22 protein-coding genes and 4 tRNA genes are annotated in these 22225 nt (G+C 33.5%); all 26 read left to right on the plus strand.

Annotated elements, in window-relative coordinates; translation table 11 throughout:
• Positions 1–22 precede the first annotated feature (22 nt).
• Entirely contained in the window at positions 23–847 is an 825-nt protein-coding gene (gene purR / locus BHF71_RS00945) for a pur operon repressor (protein ID WP_069655823.1), read from the plus strand.
• Between the two features lie 2 nt (positions 848–849).
• Entirely contained in the window at positions 850–1227 is a 378-nt protein-coding gene (locus BHF71_RS00950) for a RidA family protein (RefSeq protein ID WP_069655824.1), read from the plus strand.
• 106 nt (positions 1228–1333) lie between these two features.
• The gene (gene spoVG / locus BHF71_RS00955) at positions 1334–1612 is read left to right on the plus strand and encodes a septation regulator SpoVG (RefSeq protein ID WP_069655825.1); all 279 of its coding nucleotides are present in this window, start codon (positions 1334–1336) and stop codon (positions 1610–1612) included.
• 178 nt (positions 1613–1790) lie between these two features.
• Positions 1791–3182 carry a bifunctional UDP-N-acetylglucosamine diphosphorylase/glucosamine-1-phosphate N-acetyltransferase GlmU gene (gene glmU, locus BHF71_RS00960; RefSeq protein ID WP_069655826.1) on the plus strand — a complete coding sequence of 464 codons (1392 nt, stop codon included), beginning with the start codon at positions 1791–1793 and terminating at the stop codon, positions 3180–3182.
• A 23-nt stretch (positions 3183–3205) separates the two neighbouring features.
• Positions 3206–4153, plus strand: a complete 948-nt coding sequence (locus BHF71_RS00965; RefSeq protein ID WP_069655827.1) for a ribose-phosphate diphosphokinase — start codon at positions 3206–3208, stop codon at positions 4151–4153.
• 63 nt (positions 4154–4216) lie between these two features.
• The gene (locus tag BHF71_RS00970; RefSeq protein WP_069655828.1) at positions 4217–4858 is read left to right on the plus strand and encodes a 50S ribosomal protein L25; all 642 of its coding nucleotides are present in this window, start codon (positions 4217–4219) and stop codon (positions 4856–4858) included.
• A 102-nt stretch (positions 4859–4960) separates the two neighbouring features.
• The gene (gene pth, locus BHF71_RS00975) at positions 4961–5527 is read left to right on the plus strand and encodes an aminoacyl-tRNA hydrolase (RefSeq protein WP_069655829.1); all 567 of its coding nucleotides are present in this window, start codon (positions 4961–4963) and stop codon (positions 5525–5527) included.
• A gap of 98 nt (positions 5528–5625) precedes the next feature.
• Positions 5626–5853 (plus strand): anti-sigma-F factor Fin, encoded by a 228-nt coding sequence (locus tag BHF71_RS00980; protein ID WP_069655830.1) that lies wholly within the window; start codon positions 5626–5628, stop codon positions 5851–5853.
• 98 nt (positions 5854–5951) lie between these two features.
• Positions 5952–9485, plus strand: a complete 3534-nt coding sequence (gene mfd / locus BHF71_RS00985; protein WP_069655831.1) for a transcription-repair coupling factor — start codon at positions 5952–5954, stop codon at positions 9483–9485.
• Complete coding sequence (locus tag BHF71_RS00990; protein ID WP_069655832.1) at positions 9482–10390, plus strand: peptidylprolyl isomerase; 909 nt, start codon at positions 9482–9484, stop codon at positions 10388–10390. The genes mfd and BHF71_RS00990 overlap by 4 nt, the downstream gene beginning before the upstream one ends.
• Before the next feature lie 216 nt (positions 10391–10606).
• Positions 10607–11146: a stage V sporulation protein T gene (spoVT, locus tag BHF71_RS00995; protein WP_069655833.1), complete on the plus strand. Its 540-nt coding sequence runs from the start codon at positions 10607–10609 to the stop codon at positions 11144–11146.
• Between the two features lie 118 nt (positions 11147–11264).
• Positions 11265–12944 (plus strand): putative polysaccharide biosynthesis protein, encoded by a 1680-nt coding sequence (locus BHF71_RS01000; protein WP_069655834.1) that lies wholly within the window; start codon positions 11265–11267, stop codon positions 12942–12944.
• Positions 12945–12955: 11 nt separating this feature from the next.
• The gene (yabN, locus tag BHF71_RS01005) at positions 12956–14422 is read left to right on the plus strand and encodes a bifunctional methyltransferase/pyrophosphohydrolase YabN (protein WP_069655835.1); all 1467 of its coding nucleotides are present in this window, start codon (positions 12956–12958) and stop codon (positions 14420–14422) included.
• Positions 14423–14437: 15 nt separating this feature from the next.
• The gene (locus tag BHF71_RS01010) at positions 14438–14713 is read left to right on the plus strand and encodes an RNA-binding S4 domain-containing protein (RefSeq protein ID WP_069655836.1); all 276 of its coding nucleotides are present in this window, start codon (positions 14438–14440) and stop codon (positions 14711–14713) included.
• A 75-nt stretch (positions 14714–14788) separates the two neighbouring features.
• The gene (yabP, locus tag BHF71_RS01015) at positions 14789–15070 is read left to right on the plus strand and encodes a sporulation protein YabP (protein ID WP_069655837.1); all 282 of its coding nucleotides are present in this window, start codon (positions 14789–14791) and stop codon (positions 15068–15070) included.
• Positions 15067–15630, plus strand: coding sequence for a spore cortex biosynthesis protein YabQ (yabQ, locus tag BHF71_RS01020; RefSeq protein WP_069655838.1), 564 nt, complete (start codon positions 15067–15069; stop codon positions 15628–15630). Before yabP ends, yabQ begins: the two co-directional genes overlap by 4 nt.
• 34 nt (positions 15631–15664) lie before the next feature.
• Positions 15665–15979 carry an FtsB family cell division protein gene (locus tag BHF71_RS01025; protein ID WP_069655839.1) on the plus strand — a complete coding sequence of 105 codons (315 nt, stop codon included), beginning with the start codon at positions 15665–15667 and terminating at the stop codon, positions 15977–15979.
• An 86-nt stretch (positions 15980–16065) separates the two neighbouring features.
• Positions 16066–16458, plus strand: coding sequence for a S1 domain-containing RNA-binding protein (locus BHF71_RS01030; RefSeq protein ID WP_069655840.1), 393 nt, complete (start codon positions 16066–16068; stop codon positions 16456–16458).
• A 138-nt stretch (positions 16459–16596) separates the two neighbouring features.
• Positions 16597–16672: transfer RNA gene (locus BHF71_RS01035), tRNA-Met, on the plus strand.
• A gap of 20 nt (positions 16673–16692) precedes the next feature.
• Positions 16693–16769: transfer RNA gene (locus BHF71_RS01040), tRNA-Met, on the plus strand.
• Between the two features lie 12 nt (positions 16770–16781).
• Positions 16782–16856 (plus strand) — tRNA-Glu (locus BHF71_RS01045).
• 6 nt (positions 16857–16862) lie between these two features.
• A tRNA-Val gene (locus tag BHF71_RS01050) sits at positions 16863–16938 on the plus strand.
• A 299-nt stretch (positions 16939–17237) separates the two neighbouring features.
• Complete coding sequence (spoIIE, locus tag BHF71_RS01055) at positions 17238–19727, plus strand: stage II sporulation protein E (RefSeq protein WP_069655841.1); 2490 nt, start codon at positions 17238–17240, stop codon at positions 19725–19727.
• Positions 19728–19793: 66 nt separating this feature from the next.
• Entirely contained in the window at positions 19794–20528 is a 735-nt protein-coding gene (locus BHF71_RS01060; protein ID WP_069655842.1) for a vWA domain-containing protein, read from the plus strand.
• Positions 20512–21426, plus strand: a complete 915-nt coding sequence (locus tag BHF71_RS01065; protein WP_069655843.1) for a protein kinase domain-containing protein — start codon at positions 20512–20514, stop codon at positions 21424–21426. Before BHF71_RS01060 ends, BHF71_RS01065 begins: the two co-directional genes overlap by 17 nt.
• A gap of 19 nt (positions 21427–21445) precedes the next feature.
• Positions 21446–22204, plus strand: coding sequence for a threonine/serine exporter family protein (locus BHF71_RS01070; RefSeq protein ID WP_069655844.1), 759 nt, complete (start codon positions 21446–21448; stop codon positions 22202–22204).
• The last annotated feature ends 21 nt before the right edge of the window (positions 22205–22225 follow it).

Raw genomic sequence — 22225 nt, forward strand, 5'->3', positions numbered from 1 at the left:
TTCGTTTTTATGGAGGTGTAGTATGAAGAAAATGCGGCGAAGTGAAAGAATAGTTGATTTGACGAGGCAGTTTTTAGAAAATCCTCATACCTTAATTCCGTTAACCTATTTTGCCGAATGTTATCAAGCCGCCAAATCATCGATTAGCGAAGATATAGTTATCGTTAACGAAATGTTCCAAAGTGAAGGGATTGGTGAATTGGTTACTTCTGCTGGAGCCGCAGGAGGAGTTAAATATATACCAGCTATTTCTATAAAAGAAGCTAAGGAAAGTATGATAAAGATCTGTCAAGAATTATCTAATAATGAAAGACTTTTACCTGGTGGATACTTATATATGTTAGATATTATAGGTACTCCAAAATGGCTCAAAACAATTGGAAGAATGTTTGCTTCAATTTTTGCTAAAGAAGAAATAGATGTGATAGTAACAGTTGAAACTAAAGGAATACCAATTGCCCACGCTACAGCAAGTTATTTAAACGTTCCGGTTTTGGTGGCAAATAAAGATAGTAAGGTAACAGAAGGTTCTGTTGTAACCATTAATTATATTTCTGGTTCCACAAAAAGGATTCAAACTATGTCTTTGGCAAAAAGAGCCTTAAGAGAGGGAGCCAATGTTTTAATCATTGATGATTTTATGAAAGCTGGAGGCACAATAAAGGGTATGATCAATCTTCTACAGGAATTTAATGCTCAGATAAAAGGAATAGGAGTCTTCGTGGAGGTAGATGGTGCCCAAGAGAAATTGGTTGAAGATTACATATCTTTAGCTCGTCTGACTGAAGTTGATGAGAAGGAAAAAAATATAAAAGTAGAATTAGGTAATTATTTCAAGGAGGGATAAAAATGGAAACTATTTCTACAAACAAAGCGCCTAAAGCGATTGGTCCTTATTCTCAGGCTGTTAAAGTAAATTCCTTTATCTTTACTTCAGGACAAATTCCTTTGACAAAAGATGGTGAATTGATTGATGGTAATATAAAGGAACAAACAGAGCAAGTATTTAAGAACTTAATAGCCGTATTAGAAGCCGAACAATTAACTCTTAATGATGTTGTTAAAGTAACTGTATATCTAAAGGATATGAATGAATTCCAAGAGATGAATGAAGTTTATGCCACTTACTTCAAAGAACATAAACCAGCTAGGTCCACTGTAGAAGTTGCAAGATTACCTAAAGATGTGAAGGTAGAAATCGAAATGATAGCGTTTAAATCTGAATAAATTTCAAATTTTTTTATTTTTTTGTCATTTAATTGCAGGATTTTTTCTATTTATATAGAATATTTATCTCGAGCTTGGATTTATAGAAAAGGTGGTGAAAAATAGAATGGAAGTTACTGATGTAAGACTTCGCAGAGTTAATACGGAGGGTCGAATGAGAGCTATTGCATCTATTACTATTGATAATGAGTTTGTTGTCCATGATATTCGTGTCATTGATGGTAACAATGGAATGTTTGTTGCTATGCCAAGTAAGAGAACTCCAGATGGAGAGTTTCGAGATATAGCTCATCCTATTACTTCTTCCACACGTGAAAAGATTCAAGCTGCTGTACTTGCAGAGTATGAACGTGCTGAGGAAGAAGAAATGGTAGCAGGTGCATAAAATTTTGATTATTTTAAGAAGCAAGAGGGCTCAAAATATGGGCCCTCTTTTATTTTTATAGATTGTGGAAATTGATGTTTTTTGAAAAATAATCCTATAGTTAAATTATCTTGAAAACAGTGTACAATTGATATATAGTCAAAATGGGTATTATTGAGCGAAAAAATGGGGGTAGTTTATGTCTGATTTGTATTCAATTGTATTAGCAGCTGGCAAAGGAACACGGATGAAATCCACACTGCCTAAAGTACTTCATAAAGTTGGTGGCAAACCAATGATTGGGCATGTTATTGACGTCTTACAAGAAATCAATACGCAAGAAATTGTTGTAATAGTAGGACATGAATCGGAAAAGGTTAAAGAGTACGTTGGTGGCAACGCCTTATTTGCCGAACAATTGGAACAACTAGGAACAGCTCATGCTGTATCTCAAGCAAGTCCAATTTTAAGCAATAAATCAGGAACTACTTTAGTTATTTGTGGTGATACACCTTTATTTACAAAGGAAACTTTGTCAGCCCTTATTGAAAAGCATCATAATAAAAATGCTGCAGCGACCATTTTAACAACCGAATTGAGCTCTCCTACAGGTTATGGAAGAATAATTCGCGATGATAAAGGTAATGTGCTTAAAATAGTAGAAGAAAAAGATGCATCATTAGAAGAAAAAGAAATAAAGGAAGTCAATTCTGGAACCTACTGTTTTGATAATCAAAAATTATTTGCTGCACTTTCTAAGGTTAATAACAATAATAAGCAAGGTGAGTACTACCTTACTGATGTGATCGAAATCCTTAAAACTAGTGGAGAGATAGTTACAGCTTATAAAACTGATAATCATTTAGAAACAATCGGAGTTAATGACCGGATAGCCTTGGCTAAGGCTGAAAAAATTATGAGAAACCGCGTAATTGAAAAGCATATGAGAGAAGGGGTTACAATAATTGACCCTGATAACACATATATTGAGAAGGATGTTCAGATAGCTCCAGATACCATAATTTATCCAGGTACCTATTTAAGGGGAAAAACAGTCATTGGTTCAAATTGTGAGATTGGACCAAACACAGAACTGACAAATGTTGAAGTAGCTAGTAATGTATCAATTACCTATTCAGTTGTGATATCTTCTAATATTGAAGAGAATGCGAAAATAGGTCCATTTGCTTTTATCAGACCTGGGTCACATATTGGAGCATCAGTTAAAGTAGGAGATTTTGTTGAAATTAAAAATTCTAAGCTGGGAAAAGGGACTAAGGTCTCACATCTTTCTTATATCGGTGACGCAGACTTAGGAGAAGATATAAATATAGGTTGTGGAACAATTACTGTAAATTACGATGGGTTTAGTAAACATCGCACGATAATTGAAGATCGATCTTTTATTGGATGTAATACTAATCTAATCGCACCTGTTAGCGTTGGAAAAGACGCTTATGTGGCAGCAGGTTCTACAATAACTGATGATGTTCCTGATTTTAGTTTAGCTATAGCTAGAGAAAGACAGACAAATAAGAAAGATTATGTTAAGAAAATCAAGGAAAAAAAACAAATCAATTCAAATAAATAGATAACTTTTTGGAGGAAAATAAAATGTCATACGCTGATTCAAATTTAAAGGTTTTTACATGCAATGCAAACAGAGAACTAGCTGAAGAAATTGCACAAATAATTGGTGTACCAGTAGGTGACGCTGAAGTTGCCCATTTTAGTGATGGCGAAATTCAAGTCAAGTTAAATGAAAGTGTCCGCGGTTCTGATGTATTTGTAATTCAACCGACCTGTGCCCCTGTTAATGAAAATCTGATGGAACTATTAATCATGGTAGATGCATTAAAAAGAGCATCAGCTAAAAGTATCAATGTAGTTATTCCTTATTACGGATATGCAAGACAAGATAGAAAAGCTAGGGCTCGTGACCCAATTACAGCAAAGTTAGTAGCAAATTTAATTGAAACCGCTGGTGCTCATCGCATGATCGCAATGGATTTACATGCTACACAGATACAGGGATTTTTTGATATTCCTGTAGATCATTTATTAGGAGTACCAATTTTGGCAGATTTCTTCTCAAAGAAGAATTTAAAAGATATTGTAGTTGTCTCACCTGATCATGGCGGGGTTACTAGAGCAAGAAAAATGGCAGAAAGACTGGGTGCTCCAATTGCCATAATTGATAAGCGTAGACCAGAGCCTAATGTAGCTGAGGTTATGAATATCGTTGGTAACGTAGAAGGAAAGACAGCAATACTGATAGATGATATTATTGATACAGCAGGAACAATTACTTTAGCTGCTAATGCCTTAAAAGAGGCAGGAGCTGAAGAAGTTTATGCAACTTGTACTCATCCCGTTTTATCCGGGCCAGCGATTGAAAGGATACAAAAATCTCATATCAAGGAATTAGTAATTACCAACACCATACCATTGCCTGCGGAGAAAAATATAGATAAGATCAAGGTGCTTTCCGTTGCACCGCTTATCGGTGAAGCGATAATAAGGATCCATGAACAATTATCTGTAAGCAAATTATTTGACTAAAATAGTTTAGATTTCCCTATATCAGGAAATAATATGGATAGCTTATTTCTGGAGGGGAAATCTATGGAAAAATCTAATATAGAGGCTATACCAAGATCCAAAAATTCTAATGCCTATTTACGACAATTAAGAGAAGAGGGTTTTATCCCAGGTGTATTGTATGGGCATGAACAATCTAGTCAACCTATACAATTAAATAAAAAAGCTCTTTATAAACAGCTTAACAGACATGGAATGAGTAGTATTTTTCAAGTTGAGATAGGAGAAGAATTAGTACCAGTAAAAATGAATGAAGTTCAAAAGGATGCTATTAATAAAGAAATAATCCATGTCGATTTACAGCGGGTAGAAATGGATAAAGCTATTGATATTGCAGTTCCAATACATCTTACTGGTCAAGCGGTCGGAGTGAAAAGTGGAGGAACTATTCAGCAGCAATTGAGAATGATTAAGGTTAGAGCTTTGCCGACCCTTATACCTGAATCAATTTACGTAGATGTAACAGATCTAGAAATTGGAGATAGTCTATTAATAAAGGATATAGACATTCCGGATGAATTAGAGGTTCTCAATGAATCAGAATCAGTGGTCTTAACAATATTACCGCCTAAAATGAATGAGGAAGAGATAGAAGGAGATGTACCCGATTCAGAACCGGAGATTGTGGATGCTAAAGATGGTCGTGGCATAGATGCAGCTAAATGATTAGATCTACATTTAAATGGCGTAACCTAACAAGGTTACGTTTTTTCTTTTCTTAAGATTTGTTACAATAAAGTCAGCAAGTTTATGGTAGGAGGATAATCTATGAAAATTATAGTTGGGTTAGGCAATCCCGGAAAAAAATATGAATATACTAAACATAATATTGGGTTTTTAACCATTGATAATTTAACTAAAAAAATCGGTGAAAATTCTATGATAAAAGACATTTCTAAATTTAATGCTTTGATTACCAAGATTAGCCATAACAATCAACAAGTATTATTAGTTAAGCCTTTAACATATATGAATTTATCTGGGGAGGCAGTCAGACCTATTTTAGATTGGTATAAGATTGATATAGAAGATATGATTATCATTTATGATGATTTAGATCTACCTCTAGGGAAAATTAGGATCAGAGAAAAAGGAAGTGCTGGTGGACATAATGGAATGAAGTCAATCATTCAGAATGTTGGAACTGATCAATTCAAGCGAATTAGGATTGGTATAGACAGAAAAGAGGAGATACCTGTGGTTGATTATGTATTGACGCCATTTAGCGCTCAAGAAAAGACTGTTATTGAAAAAAGTATTAATACGGTGAGTGATGCTATTATAGATTGGATAAATGGTGTAGACTTCAAAAAAATTATGAGTACTTATCAGTAGAAAAGTTAAGATATATAAAAAATCTTAAATTTTGGTATGGACTTTACAGGGGGCGGGAAATAATAGGATTATAAATGGGATAATGGAGGCACACTACAATGTTAAGATATGTATGTAAATATTGTGGTCAAAATTTGGGTCGCATTGATCTAAATCAGGTTGACGAAGTAAGATTAGGCTTACAATCCTTGACCCCCTTAGAGCTGAAGAGTATAATTACCTTTGAGTTAAATGGAGACATGACTGCTAATATTATATGTGAATATTGCCAAGAGGCGTTAGAAAAAAATCCTGAATTATCACTAATTTCTAATCCTTTGCAATAGATATACGGTCAGCAATAGGGCTTTGGCTGTCTAGCTAAAGCTTATTTTGTCTTGATTAAAAGATGGTGAATATAAATTTAATAGGAAAGGAGGATTTTATGGAATATATTTTAAAAAAATTCTCTACTAGTAACGAATTTCAATCGATCATTACTGGTTTTAGAGAAGGACTAAGAGAGCAATTGGTTACAGGGTTAAGTGGCTCAACAAAGAATATCTTAATGGCAAGTCTTTTTCATGAGGAAAAGAGACCGCTAGTAGTGATCACTCATAATTTGCTACAAGCTCAGAAGGTTTATGAAGATTTAATCGAATTATTTGATAATGATAGAATATTTTTATATCCAGCTAATGAATTTACATTTATGGATATAGATGCACAAAGTCCAGAAACATTAAGTCAAAGAATCCGTGTGTTGCAGAATTTGATTAATAAAAAGAATGGCATTTATATCATTCCTTATATCGGTTTAAGTAAATTGGTTCCACCAAAAAGTTATTTTAAAAAATCGATTATTACTTTGAAGGTTGGAACGGAAATTGAATTAGAGAAGTTTTTAAATCAGTTGATATATTTAGGATATGAGCGTTCAGATATTGTTAGTAAACCAGGCGAATTTAGTATTCGTGGTGGAATTATCGATATCTTTCCCATTACTGAAACAAATCCAATAAGACTAGAATTATTTGATATAGAGATAGATTCTATCAGAACCTTTGATATTGATTCGCAAAGGTCGGTAAATTATTTAGATTCAATTATAATAACGCCAGTACGTGAGTGGATTGCTACCAAAGAGGACTTTCAACAGGCTGCCGTTAAAGCTGAGACCTTGTTAAGAGAGCAATTAGATAAAACTAAGGATCAATCAATCAAAGAAAAACTTCATTCTAATATTTCCTGGGAAATTGAACAGTTAAAACAAGCTAATTATTTTAGTGGAATATATAAATATGTTTCTCTTCTCTATTCAAGAAGTAACACTCTATTTGACTATTTAGAAAAAAATAGCATTATCATTTTTGATGAGGTACATCGCATTATTGAGGTTTCTAAACAGGTAGAGAAAGAAGTTGGTGAGTGGACAACAGCCCTATTGCAACAAGGAGAATTCTTACCGCAGCTAGAAGTTTATAAGTCGTTCACTGATTTAATGACGTTTCAGGGAAAACAGGTAATATATTTGTCACTTTTCTTGAAGCAAATTCCAAACACCTCCCCAGAAAACATAGTTAATTTTGTTAGTAGAAATATGCAAAATTTCCATGGTCAGATTAATGTTCTTAAATCTGAATTAAGTAGGTGGAAGAAGTCTGGTGTAAATACAGTCTTTTTAGCTGCTGATATGGAGCGGGCTAAAAGGTTACAACGGGTTTTAGAAGATTATGGTATGGAAGTAGACATCCTAACTCAAAGCATTGATATCAATCCTGCAAATTCTGTAATAATAATTGGTAATTTGCAATCTGGTTTTGAAATGTCTAGTATCCGTTTAGCGATAATAACAGAGGGAGAAGTATTTTCTAAGAAACAACGGAAGGCAAGGAAAACTGTTCAGCAAACCAATACAGAAAGGATAAAAAATTACACTGACCTCCGTGTTGGGGATTATGTCGTTCATGTAAATCATGGTATTGGTAAATATATAGGAATACAAACATTAGAAATAAATGGAATACACAAGGATTATCTTCAAATAAAATATGCCGGAAATGATAAGCTTTACGTTCCCATTGAACAAATTGATTTAGTTCAAAAGTATATTGGTGGAGAAGAAAATGCGCCTAAAGTTTATTCATTGGGAGGCAATGAATGGAACAAAGTAAAAAACAAAGTTAAATCTTCCGTAAAAGATATCGCCAAAGATTTGATTAAATTATATGCTAAAAGAAATGCAACAAAAGGCTTCGCTTTTCCAAAGGACAATGAGTATCATCGTGAATTTGCTGCTCTTTTCCCATATGATGAAACACAGGATCAATTGAGAGCTATTGAAGAGATCACACAAGATATGGAAAAGAGTAGTCCTATGGACCGTTTATTATGTGGTGATGTAGGTTATGGAAAAACAGAAGTTGCAATGAGAGCTGCTTTTAAAGCGGCTATTTCTGGTAAACAGGTTGCAGTATTGGTTCCTACGACAATACTAGCTCAACAGCACTTTGAAACATTCAAAGAAAGATTTATGGATTATCCGATAAAAATTGAGGTGATCAGCCGTTTTCGTTCAAGAAAAGATCAAAACCAAGTAATTAAAGGAATAAAGGATGGTACAGTTGATATCGTAATCGGTACCCACCGTTTATTATCAAAGGATATTATATTTAAAGATTTAGGTCTATTAATCATCGATGAGGAGCAAAGATTTGGGGTTAGACATAAAGAAAAATTAAAAGAATTGAAGACTAATGTGGATGTATTAACTCTAACAGCTACTCCAATACCTAGAACGCTTCATATGTCGATGTTAGGTGTTAGAGATTTATCTCTTATTGAAACACCTCCTGAAAATCGTTTCCCAGTTCAAACATACGTACTAGAATACAGTAATGCAATGGTACGTGAAGCGATAGAAAGGGAGATAGCTAGGGGCGGACAAGTGTATTTTCTATATAATAGAGTAAAATCGATTCAAAAGATAGCTGACCAACTCAAAGCTCTTATTCCTGAAGCAAGGATTGCTGTGGCACATGGGCAATTAAAAGAATCTGAATTAGAAAACATCATGTTTGACTTTTTAGAAGGAGAGTATGATGTATTAGTAAGTACTACGATTATTGAAACTGGTGTGGATATCCCTAATGTCAATACTTTAATCATTTATGATGCTGATAAGATGGGGTTATCCCAACTCTATCAATTAAGAGGTAGGGTAGGAAGATCAAATAGAATTGCTTATGCCTATTTTACTTATCAACAGGATAAAATTTTATCTGAAGTTGCTGAAAAAAGGTTACAGGCGATTAAAGAGTTTACGGAGTTAGGTTCAGGGTTTAAGATTGCTATGAGAGATTTAGCGATAAGAGGTGCTGGTAACTTATTAGGTGCTGAACAACATGGTTTTATCGCATCGGTAGGCTTTGATTTATATAGCCAAATGTTAAAGGAAGCTATAAGTGAGTTAAAAGGGGAAATTACGGAGGAGATTACTTTTGAGCCTCAATTAGAGTTGGAAATTGATGCATACCTACCAGGTGATTATATTGGAGATTCAATGCAAAAAATAGAGATGTATAAAAAGTTTGCCAATGTTAAAACGCTCCAAGAAACATTTGAATTAGAAGAAGAATTAATAGATCGTTTTGGAGATTTACCACAACCAGTTCGAAATCTTCTTGCAGTTGCAAGGATAAAGGCTTATGCATATATCTATCGAATTGAATCGATAATCCAAAATGGCAATGAGATAGTACTAAAGGTAAGTGTTGACCAAAATCAAGTTGTAGATGGGTACAAATTATTTAAGATATCTGGAGATTTTAATAGGAGAATTAAACTTTCCTCTGGCCATCAAATAGGTATAACCTTTAATATCAAGAACCTTACATCAGAACAATCAATCAGTTTAATCGAGAATTTTCTAAAACGTTATCAAGAAGCTTTAAAAAAGGAAGGAGAACCTGTCAAGTGAAAAAAATTAACAAGATAATTTTAGGTGTTTTATTATTAGCTTTAGTTAGTATCGTAGGATGTAGTAGTCAAACTGAACCTACTCAAAAGGTTATTGCTAAATATGAGGGAGGAGAAGTAACAGAGGCAGAATTTAATACTTTTTTAAGTGTAATGAGTTATTTTGATCCATCTATCCAGGAATACTTAGAGCAACTAGATAAAGAGCAAGAGAAAGAATTGAAGACTCAAATACTGAAGATGTATATTGGGGAAAAGTATCTGTTTGAGCAAGCAGAGGTTGACCCATCTATTGAGGAGAAAGCTAAAACAAATTTTGAAATAGTGAAGGAAAAGAAAATTCAAGAATCTGGCTCTAAAGAAAAATACAATGAACTTTTAAATAATCTAAAGATTACTGAAAGCGATTTAATCAGTTATATGAATAGATATTACACAATTGAAAATTATTTTGTCGAGAAGGAATACAGTGAAAATAGAGAAGAATTTACAGTAGCGACAGTTAGTCAAATATTAGTGGCAATCAATTCTGATCGCAATGAAGAGGAGGCCAAAAAACTTGCTGAAGAGGTTTTAGCAAAATTAAAAGCAGGTGAAGATTTTGGTAAATTAGCGAAAGAATATTCAGATGATCCAGGCAGCAAAGATAATGGCGGGATATATCGTGATGCACGTGTTGCATTTTGGGTTCCTGAATTCAAAGAAGCAGTTCTTGCTTTACCTTTAAATGAAATAAGCGGTTTAGTTAAAACGGATTATGGCTATCATATTATCAAGGTTATTGACAGAAAAATCTTAAGAATTGATGAATTAAGTGATCAAGATAGAGCACTGGCGTATAATTCAGGTTTTGGTAAATTTATTGTAGAAAAATTACCTAATATCATTTCAGAAATCAATCTTTAGGTGAAATTATTTTGGCGAAAATCCCTGAATACAGATGTCTCACTCCTGTATAATGATTTATTAATGGAAGAATACTAAGAAGGAACCAAGAAAAGTTTAATAAACCAAAATATGCTTTAAAACTCATAAAACTTATGTAATTGTACATGATAATATTACTATTACATTTTTTAGTAAGGAAATCACAACTTACAAGAAAGTGAGGCATCTAGAATTATGAAAGCAACAGGTATTGTTCGTCGTATTGATGATTTAGGCAGGGTAGTTATTCCTAAGGAAATAAGGAGAACTTTAAGAATCCGAGAAGGAGACCCGCTAGAAATCTTTGTTGATCATGATGGAGAAGTAATCTTAAAAAAATATTCTCCAATTGGAGAGCTTGGTGACTTTGCACAAGAATATGCGGATTCTTTATATGAAAATCTAAATCATATAACGCTAATTTCCGATCGTGATTCAATAATCGCTGTAGCAGGTGTAGGTAAGAAAGAATATCTTGATAAATCGATTGGCGAAGTCATTGAGCAGAGTATGGAAAATCGAAAAACGTTGATCGAAACAAATTTAGGTGAATATGAGATAGTTAAAGATTTATCAGAAAATATTTCCTCTTACGTTGTTGCTCCCATAATTTCGGCAGGAGACCCTATCGGTTCCGTAGTTTTAATTGGAGAAGATGGGGCGGAAATGGGAGATTTAGAAGTAAAAATTGCGGAGACGGCAGCTTCATTTTTAGCAAAACAGATGGAACAGTAAGAAGCAGGCATTGCCTGCTTCTTTCTATAGAATTAACAAAAAATAAACATAATGAAATGCACGGGGGTTACTGATATAATAATGTACGTGTTAAAAACATTTGAGGAGAGGAATTTCAATGGGTTCTAAGAGTAGGCAATCATTTGTTACTGGTGCAGCTATATTGGGAGCCGCAGCATTGACATCCAAATTACTGGGAGCTATATACAGGATCCCATATCAGAATATAACTGGAGATGTTGGCTTAGCAGCATATAATAAAGTTTATCCTTTATATAGTATGTTACTTATTATGGCTACCGCTGGTTTTCCATTGGCCATTTCTAAGATTGTGGCAGAGCGTTTAGCATTAGGTGATAAAATTGGTGCTAGAAGAGTACTTAATATTTCTGTCTATGTATTATCGGTTACAGGTTTTATTTTTTTCGCTTTGCTATTTTTTGGAGCTAGTTCAATAGCCAGGTGGATGGGAAATCCAGAATTGACTATAGTAATAAAAAGTGTTTCTTTTGCGTTATTAATCGTTCCAACAATGGCAGCTATCAGGGGTTATTATCAAGGTCATCAGTATATGATACCAACAGCAAATTCGCAAATAGTTGAACAAATCGTACGTGTTATAACGATCTTAATATTGTCATATTGGTTTATCAACAATGGTTATAGTGTTTATTACGCTGCTGCTGGGGCTACCTTCGGAGCAGTAACAGGGGCAATATTTGCCTTCCTGGTTCTTTTATTATACTGGAAAAAAACCAATCAAATAACAGATGAAATGATATTAGAATCAGGGAAAATCCATATTGGAAAACAAGAAGATACAACGCAGGTTATCAAAAAGATATTATATTATTCTATACCGATTGCTTTAGGTTCAATAATTTTACCATTTTTTCAGATAGTTGATTCATTTTCTGTTTCCAATGTTATCGCGTTATCCGTAACAAAATCGAAGTTTTTATTCGGTACTTACTTAAAGGGTCAGATGTTAGCAAACTTCACTGAGTACTGGTTTGGAATTTATTCAAGGGGACAAGCTTTAATTCAATTTGCTGCATTTTTTGCAACTTCACTATCTATAGCGTTAGTTCCAGCAGTTTCGGGTGCTAAGGCAAAAAATGACATGGATTTGGTAGCAAAGGGTACAGAATTGGCTTTACGCTTGACTCTAATGATAGGATTACCAGCATCTATAGGATTAGCTGTATTAGCTGAACCAGTCAATATTATGCTTTATAAGGATAATGTTGGGACTGACACGATGGCAATTTTAGCTTTTACTACCATATTTTCGACCTTATTTATGACTTCTTCCGGTATTTTACAAGGAATTGGTAAAGTGATGTTACCTGCTAAAAACTTATTAATAGCAGTTATTTTTAAATTGGTTTTAAATATCACGTTAGTTTATTATATTTCTATAAATGGGGCAGCAATAGCAACAGTAACTGCGTATGGTTTGGCAGCTACTTTAAATATTGTTTCAATAATGCGTTATATTGATATTAAAATCAGTTTTTCAAATTTCATACTAAAACCAGTAATCGCTACTTTGATGATGGGATTATTTGTTTTCATATCAAAAATTCTTATCCAAGTTGGATTAGAACCGATAATCTTATCAGAACGTTTGCTAATGGCGATAATCGCTTTAACGTCAGTTGGGATAGGAGTTCTTTCTTTTGTTGTTAGTCTATTTATTTCAGGTGCAATAACGAGACAGGATCTAAATAGAATACCAAAGTATGGACAAAAAATGATAAAGCTTGCAGATAAAGTGAAAATCTTAAAAGGCTAAGGGGTTTTTTTATGGGTGGAAAGATAACAATAATTGGTCTTGGCTCGGGTAACGAAGACCAATTATCATTAGGAATCTATAAATTACTTAAAAATACTAAAAATCTATATTTAAGGACTAGGATTCATCCGGTTGTAGATTTTTTAAAGAAGGAAAGAATTGCATTTAAAACATTTGATTATTTATATGATACATTAACCGATTATGACCAAGTATATTCAAGAATTGCATCATCATTGATTGGAGAAGCATCAACCGGAAAATCTCTTGTTTATGCGGTGCCTGGTCATCCAATGGTGGCTGAGAGGAGCGTTCAATACATTTTACAGCGAGGGGAAGAGCAAAATGTATCTGTAAACGTTTTAGGTGGAGAAAGCTTTTTAGATACTGCTTTTTCAAGATTACAAATTGACCCGATAGAAGGATTATTATTTCTAAATGGTGAAACATTAACCCTTTCAGACTTAAATCCAACAAAAAACACGATAATAGGACAAGTTTATAATCAATGGGTAGCTTCAGAAGTTAAGCTTACTTTGATGGAAATATATCCGGATGAAATGCCGATATACATAACTTCTAACTTAGGAATTATTGGAGAAGAAGTGATAAAGAAAGTACCGTTGTATGAGCTAGATCATAATCCAGAAGATTTCCATCACTTAAGTTCTCTTTTCATACCTAAGGTAAAGGATGAAAAGATTTTGGAACGTAATTTTTCTCGATTAGTTGAAATAGTTCAAATTCTAAGAAGTCCCAATGGTTGTCCTTGGGATAGGAAACAAACCCATCAATCAATACGGAAAAATCTTATAGAGGAAACTTATGAATTAGTTGAAACCATAGATGAAATGGATATGGAACATATGGAAGAAGAATTAGGTGATGTGCTGTTACAGGTAATGTTACATTCACAAATCGCCGAAGAAGAAGGTTTCTTCAATATTTATGATGTTATTCAACAACTGAACCAAAAACTCGTTAGAAGGCATCCTCATGTTTTTGGTGATGAAAACGCTAATGAAGCAGAAGAGGCTCTTGAGCATTGGCACCAAATAAAACAGCAGGAAAAGATCGACAAAGGAAAACAGTCAAATTCTATCTTAGATGGAATACCAAAAGACCTACCTGCCATATTAAAAGCATATAAATTACAGAAAAAGGCTGCAAAAGTTGGTTTTGATTGGACTGAAATTACAGATGTCTATAAAAAGATTCAAGAAGAATTTGAAGAAGTGAAAAGTGCTGATAAAAGTAACCAGATGGAGGAACTTGGTGATTTATTATTTGCTGTTGTTAATTTGGCGCGTTTTATGAAAATAGATCCCGAAGAAGCTTTAGCCAAAACCAATACCAAATTCATTAAAAGGTTTAACTATATCGAGAATAAATTGAAGGAATTAAATATTCCGATTGAAGAAGCATCTTTAGAATTGATGGAAAAATATTGGATTGAATCCAAGAGTAGGTTAATATAATAAAGGGGAATAGATATGAGAATTGATAAATTCTTAAAGGTATCAAGGATAATAAAGAGAAGAACGTTAGCAAAGGAAGTTACTGATCAAGGAAGAATCCAAGTAAACGGTAAAACTGCTAAAGCAAGTACAAATGTTAAAGAGGGAGACAATATTATCATTAAGTTAGGCCAAAGAAAATTAACAATTTTGGTAAAAGAAATTAAAGAGACCTCGAAAAAAGAGGAAGCTGCCAAGATGTATGAAATAATCAAAGAAGAAAGAATTAGCGAAGAAAAAATTTACGAATAGGAAGGGGTAACCCTTCTTTTTTTGTTCTAAAGTTCTAGGCCAAGCCATAATATGTAGCAGAAAGGGGGAATGAAAATGGAAGAGCGACCACAAAGAGAACATAAAATTTTACTTTTAAATAGAGAACATTTAAAGGTATCAGGAGTAGAAGATGTAGATAGTTTTGATAGTGAGGAATTTTTATTAAATACGGATTATGGATATTTAAACATTCGCGGACAAAATCTTCACATAAAGAATTTGAACGTATCACAAGGCGAGGTTGAAATTACTGGGTTAATTAAGGATATAAGTTATTTAAATGATGGATACTCGACGGAGAGAGCTAAGGGGTTCTTTGGCAGATTGTTTAAGTGACTTTACAAGAACAATTTCTGACCTTGATTATTATGTTAAGTGGCGGATTCTTATTGGGGACATTATTTGATGGATATAGAGTATTGATCGATAAAATTAAATTACCTAGATTATTGATATTTTTTTTAGATATTATCTTTGGTATTTCCTCAGCGATTATAATTTTTTTGGCATTATTGTGGAGTAATCATGGTCAAATTAGATTGGTAATATTGTTTGCGTTTTTTTTAGGATTATGGATATACTTTATTAGCTTTAGCAAGATTATTGTTGAATTATGGTTATTAGCGTATAATTTTTTGTACCATGGAATAATTGAGATTATTAAAGTCATCGATTTGGTGATAATTAAGCCTATAATTGTAGTGTACCATTTTATATTATTAATCGTAGCATCCTTAATTAAAATGGCTTTATCATTGGGGATGTTTATTTCCTATCCATTTTTAATTTTGTATAAATGGATATATAAAAATATAAGGAAAATAGCAATTAAGGGGAAAAAATTAATAAAAAAAGAGGAATTTTTGTCCCTTTTGAAGAAGTTATTCAGACTTTAGTAATTTTTAATATCTCCTTGGGGAGGAATTATGCTTGCAAGTTAAGAAACATAATCTGAGTAAGATTAATAATCCCAGCAAAAAAAGAATTAAGGGCATTTTATTAATCTTAGCAGCATTTTCGTTATGGGCTATTTTTACGGTATATCATCAATGGCAGGACATCAGCGAGATAAAAGGAAAATTAGTAGAATTAAAGAAAGAAGAACAAAGGGTGTTAACTATAAAAAATGACTTGGAAAAAAAGGCCCAACTTCTGCAAAATAAAGATTATATTGCAGAACTAGCTAGAAAATATTATTTTTTATCGAAACCTGGGGAAATAATAATAATATCTCTAGAGGAGTAACTATTGTCTATATTGACATGCTTTCAAATATTTAGGTATAATCAGCTTAGTTTTATTTATTTTTATTAAGGAGGCACTTTTAATACATGTCAATCGAAATAGGCAGCAAATTGGAAGGAAAGGTAACTGGAATTACCCACTTTGGGGCTTTTGTTGAGCTGCCAAATGGTGAAACTGGTTTGGTCCACATTTCAGAAATCTCAGATAGTTATGTGAAAGATGTTAATGAATTTTTAAAAGTCGATGATGTGGTTACAGTTAAAGTAATTAATGTTGAAGAGAATGGGAAGATAGGCTTATCATTAAGAGGAGCTCGAGAAAAGCAAGTAAGTAAATCGATGAAACAAACGCGTCGCTATTCTAGGGAAAGTTTTGATGAGAAATTAAACAAGTTTTTAAAGGATAGTGAAGAACGACTCTCTTCTCTGAGGAAAAGTACTGACTCTAAAAGAGGGGGGCGTGGCACACGTCGCGGTTAAGTATAAATAAAAGCACCTTTTAGGTGCTTTTTCTTAAGTCTTAATTCTTTAGAAAAAGGGGATAGAAAGTGATAATAAAAATAAAAAAAAATATTGACAAAGGAGTTATAGATATAATATAATAAATCTCGTGACTGACGCGGGGTGGAGCAGCTGGTAGCTCGTCGGGCTCATAACCCGAAGGTCGCAGGTTCAAATCCTGTCCCCGCAACCAATTAAAAACTAAGATGTTATGGCGGCGTAGCTCAGCTGGCTAGAGCGTACGGTTCATACCCGTGAGGTCGGGGGTTCGATTCCCTCCGCCGCTACCATTTTAAATATGTGGCCCGTTGGTCAAGTGGTTAAGACACCGCCCTTTCACGGCGGTAACAGGGGTTCGAATCCCCTACGGGTCACCATAATAAGGACGGTTAGCTCAGCTGGGAGAGCACCTGCCTTACAAGCAGGGGGTCGGCGGTTCGATCCCGTCACCGTCCACCATTAATCGAAGTCAAACACGTTTATCAAACGTGTTTTTTTATTTGTTTTTTTTATTTAATTCAATATCCAAACATGGTTATTTTTTTAGGAAGTTTTGTCGGATTAGTCGGTTTTCTCCAGTAAATCGACAGCAATTTTTAGAAACGTATGTTTGCAAAACGTTAAACACCTCATAGGTTCGTGTCGTTAACAAGAAAATTGTCGTAAATTTTTTTTGATTACCATTCCTGTTTTGACAAATTTTATAGTGGTTTATGATTATAATAGATGGCACAAAAAGTAATAAGGTGGTGCCATTGATGATACGAAAAATGAATATCAGAACGGGTTTGCAGATTCAAGGGGAGATTACATCTAAATATATAAATCGTTTAAATGAATTGTTAAAAAAGCTTTTTAGATCTCTTTCTAATTTGTTTGTTAAAAAGTTGGAAATCCATATTCTTATTATGGGCTTATTGTTAGGGAGGGCAATGATTTTAAATGAATTGTCACCTTTTGCAATTCCCTTTTTTGCAGTGATGTACCAATTGAAGCGAAGTAAGTTATTTTTTATCTCTTTAGCAATATTATTTGGTTCGAATCTAGCCGCCTATAATTATACCGACAGGGTATTGTTCGGGATGATAATCTTTCTTGTAATTGAAAAATGGCTAGAAAAAAAGCGTAAAATAGATCTCACATATTCACCATTTATAGTAGCCATCGCCATTTTTATTCCTCAAATAGCTCTATTCTCTAATAATCAGGCAAATCAGTTTTATCCATGGATAATGACGGGTATAGAAAGTTTATTAGGTTTTATTCTTACTTTAATTTTTGTACAAGCTATGCCAATTTTAATTTATAAACGAGAAAACGTAACTTTAAACCAAGAAGAAATTATTGCTCTAACGATTGTTTTAGCATCTGTAATGTCGGGAACAGTTGGTTGGACATTAAATGGGTATTTGATAGAGAATATGATTTCTCGATATTTTATATTAATTTTTGCTCTAGCGGGTGGAAGTACAATTGGAGCAACAATTGGAGTTGTAACTGGTTTAATATTAAGCCTTTCTAATTCGAATGCAATATATCAAATTAGTCTACTAGCTTTTGCTGGATTATTAGCTGGACTTTTGAAACAAGCTAATAAAATCGGGGTTACCATAGGTTTTTTGCTAGGTACTGCGATCTTATCAGTTTATATAGGAAATCAAGATCAAATATTACAATCATTAAGTGAATCAATAATTGCGATAATATTTTTTCTACTTACTCCTAACAATTTTTTAAAAGGGATTGCTAAATTTGTACCCGGGACAAATGAATATCATCATTATTATCAAGATTATATTACGGGGATTAGAAATATCACCTCTAAAAAGATTGAGCAATTTGCCAATATGTTTTCACAATTAGCAAATAGTTTCCAAGATATTTCTATTTCACCCCGTTTAGAACAAAATGAACAAGTAAATCATTTTATCAATCACGTAACAAAAAGTAATTGTGATGTATGTTGGAAAAGAAAAAAATGTTGGGATGAAGAGTTTTTTAAAACTTATAATTTGATCACAGAGTTGATGACGACAATAGAGTCTAAAGAAAAATTTTCTAAAAAAGACATTCCTGATAGTTGGTCAGACAAGTGTGTAAAGAGTGATCAGATAGCATTTCAGCTATTAGATATTTATGAAAGCTATAGTGAGCATTTATATTGGAAAACACAATTGGAAGAAAGCAGACTTTTAGTAGCGCATCAACTGTTCGGAGTTTCTCAAGTAATGAAAGATCTGGCGACAGAAATTAATAAGGGGGATAAAGAGTTAAAGGAGCAAGAGCAACAGATAAAAGATTCTCTGGAGATGCTCGGATTATCGATTAGACAAGTAAATGTAATAAATTTAGATGAAGGAAATGTAGAAATAGAGGTAATACAACCTACCTGTAATGGTACTGAAGAATGTACTAAGGTGGTCGCTCCATTATTATCTGAAGTGGTTGGGGAAAATATAATAGTAAGTAAGAAAGAATGTTATGGCAATGATGGTAGCTGTAAAATGTGTCTAAAGTCAGCCAAGAATTATGATGTTGGTATTGGTTATGCTAGCGCAGCAAAAGATGGAAAATGGCTATCGGGAGATAGTTTTAGTACAATCGAAATCGGCAATGGAAAATATGCAATTGCTTTAAGCGATGGTATGGGAAATGGTGAGAGAGCCCAAAAGGAGAGCAAGACAACACTTGAGTTACTTCGTCAATTATTGCGTTCCGGATTTGATGAGACTTTCTCGATAAAAACGATTAATTCAGTATTACTATTAAGATCACAGGAGGATATTTTCTCCACTCTTGATTTAGCGATTATAGATTTATTTGATGGATATACAAAGTTTTTGAAGGTTGGCTCAACCCCAAGTTTCATAAAACGTCAAGATGAAATTTTTATGATATCGGCAAGTAATCTTCCAGTAGGGATAATTCAAGATATTGATATTGATAGTAAGGAATTTTCACTAAAACCAGGTGATCTTTTAGTAATGTTAACAGATGGGATATATGACTCGCCAAAACAGGTGGTTAATAAAGAACTATGGATGAAGCGAATGATTCAAGAAATAGAGACAAATGACCCGCAAGAATTTGCCGACTTAATATTAGAAAAGGTAGTTCGTGATAAAAAGGGAGTGATTAATGATGATATGACCGTAATCGTTGCAAAAATTGAAGAAAACAAACCTGATTGGTCTACGATAAAAATACCGGGTATATCAAGAATAGAACGAGAGAAAAAGATAAATTAGGAATATTATTTGGTATAACCTTCCTCGATTGTGGATATTAATGTATTAAAGAGAGGAGGAAGGTTTGTGGTTCGTAATGTAAAGTTCAATCAAATAACGCTAATTACTGACGGATTTTCGAATCAAGGAATATCACCGATTGTAGCCGCTAGACAGGCTAATCGACAGAATATTTCGGTAAATGTTGTTGGTATTACAGATGCTGGAACAATTGGTGAACAAGGTAGATTAGAGATTAAAAATATCGCGGACTCCGGTGGCGGTCTGAGTCAGATTGTTCCTTTAGAAAAAATTTCAAGAACTGTACAAATGGTTACTAGACAAGCTATCAATAACACCATTCAACAAGTTGTACATACTCAATTGACACAAATATTAGGTAATGATGACCTAGTTTCCATTCCCCCAAAGGAACGAATAAAAGTAGCGCAGATGATGGATAACATGGCTGAATATGGACATCTCAATGTTTTACTTTTAATAGATCAGAGTGCTAGCATGGCAAGAAAGATGAAAAAGGTTGAAGAAGCAATTTTGGATTTTCAGCTAAGCTTATCATCGAGGGCTGGTAGTAGCTACATTTCCATCGTTACTTTTCCAGGAGAAAGCAGTTACATAGATATTAAAGTCCCCTGGACAAATGAAATTAAACGGATAAATTCTCTTTTAAATAACTTGACACCAAGGGGCAATACGCCTACAGGGCCAGCTATTTTAGCTAGTATACAATATTTTGCTCAGCTTGATAATCAGTTTAATAAATCTATTACAAATGGTGTTTTAGATGAGTATGTTATTTAATTCAAAAGACAATATATTAAAACCTGGAACCGTTATTACTGGAAAGTGGAATAAAAAAAAATATACTGTGATTAGGATCCTTGGTTCGGGGGAAAATGGTATAGTTTATTTAGTCCAATTCTTAGGCAAACAATATGCCCTTAAAATGAGTCTAGCCACCATAGATTTAAGTCTTGAAATACAGGTTATTCAGCGTTTAAATAATACCCAAGGTCAACTCCTTGGGTTTTCTGTGTTTGATATAGATGATTTTCAGTATAAGGAAAAACTATTTACATTTTACGTGATGCCCTATAAAAATGGAATATCGATTGAAAAATATCTTTATGGTAAGGACTGCATAGAGTATTACAATGTCTTTAGGCGAGTTCTAGAATTATTAATTTCGATTCATGATGAGGGTTGGGTACTTGGAGACATCAAACCAGAACATATCCTAATTGAACCCGAAAAGCTAAGGATCTCAATTATTGATCTTGGTGGAGTTACTCGTTTTAATGAGGGGGTTAGACAATTTACGGAGCTTTATGATCGTGGTAGTTGGAAAGTTGGCAATCGCAAAGCCGATTCTCATTATGATCTATTTGCTCTAGTAATGGTTTTTATTCAAATAAGTATTGGTAAAAATAAATTGCTCAAAATTTTTAAACAATCCCGTGATATAAATAAAGTTTATGATATAATACGTAATATTAATTTACTAAGGCCTTTAAAGCCAACGTTTAAAGAGGTCTTGTACGGTAAATCGATAAATTCAAAAAAAGTTATTAAAGATTTACAAAATAATACTCCAACTTTAGATGATAAAAATAAATCTAACCGTTGGATAGAATGGTTATTTACAACTTCCGTTATTTTATTTATTCTAGTTTTTGTACATTTAATTTATTATTGGTAGATTTGGGGGAAACCTTGAAGTGAAGGCCGATATATCTGAAATCATCGAAGTTTGTTTATTAGCAGGAAAAATAATACTTTCTAACGGTGGAGAAACATATCGGGTTGAAGATACGATGATCCGAATAGCTCAATCTTATTCAGTTAAGGAAGTTTATAGTTTTGTAACTCCTACGGGAATTTTTCTAACGGTCCAAGGAGAAAACAAAGGACAGGAACAAACAAAATTCATAAGAATTTTTGAACGTTCGATAGACCTGAATAAAGTAGTTTTAGTTAATGATATTTCACGAAGAATCTGTAATGGTTCGTTAACTATAGACGAAGCATATGAAAAGTTGTTAGAAATTGAAAACCAAAAACATCTATACCCCAAATGGATACAAATCATAGCTGCTGCAATCGCTACTGGTTTTTTTGCTTTGATGTTTGGTGGTGATTGGAAAGACTATCTTTCAGCTTTCATAACCGGAGGAATCGGTTTTGTTGTATTTATTTACATTCATCGCTTAGTTCGGGTAAAATTTTTTACGGAAATCATTACCTCAACAATAATTGGATTAATCTCTGTTTTCTTTCTAAAAATAGGATTGGGAAACCATTTAGAAAAAATAGTAGTTGGTTCAATAATGCCGATGGTCCCAGGAGTTCAAATAACAAACGCAGTAAGGGATTTGATGGCCGGAGATTTGGTATCTGGTGTAGCTAGAGGTTCAGAGGCTTTAATTACTGCTTTAGCAATTGGTACCGGAATCGCTGTAGTTATCTCATTTTTATAAATAGGAATAATATAGAAAGTA

This window comes from Vulcanibacillus modesticaldus, from assembly GCF_001730235.1.
GTDB classification, from domain to species: domain Bacteria; phylum Bacillota; class Bacilli; order Tepidibacillales; family Tepidibacillaceae; genus Vulcanibacillus; species Vulcanibacillus modesticaldus.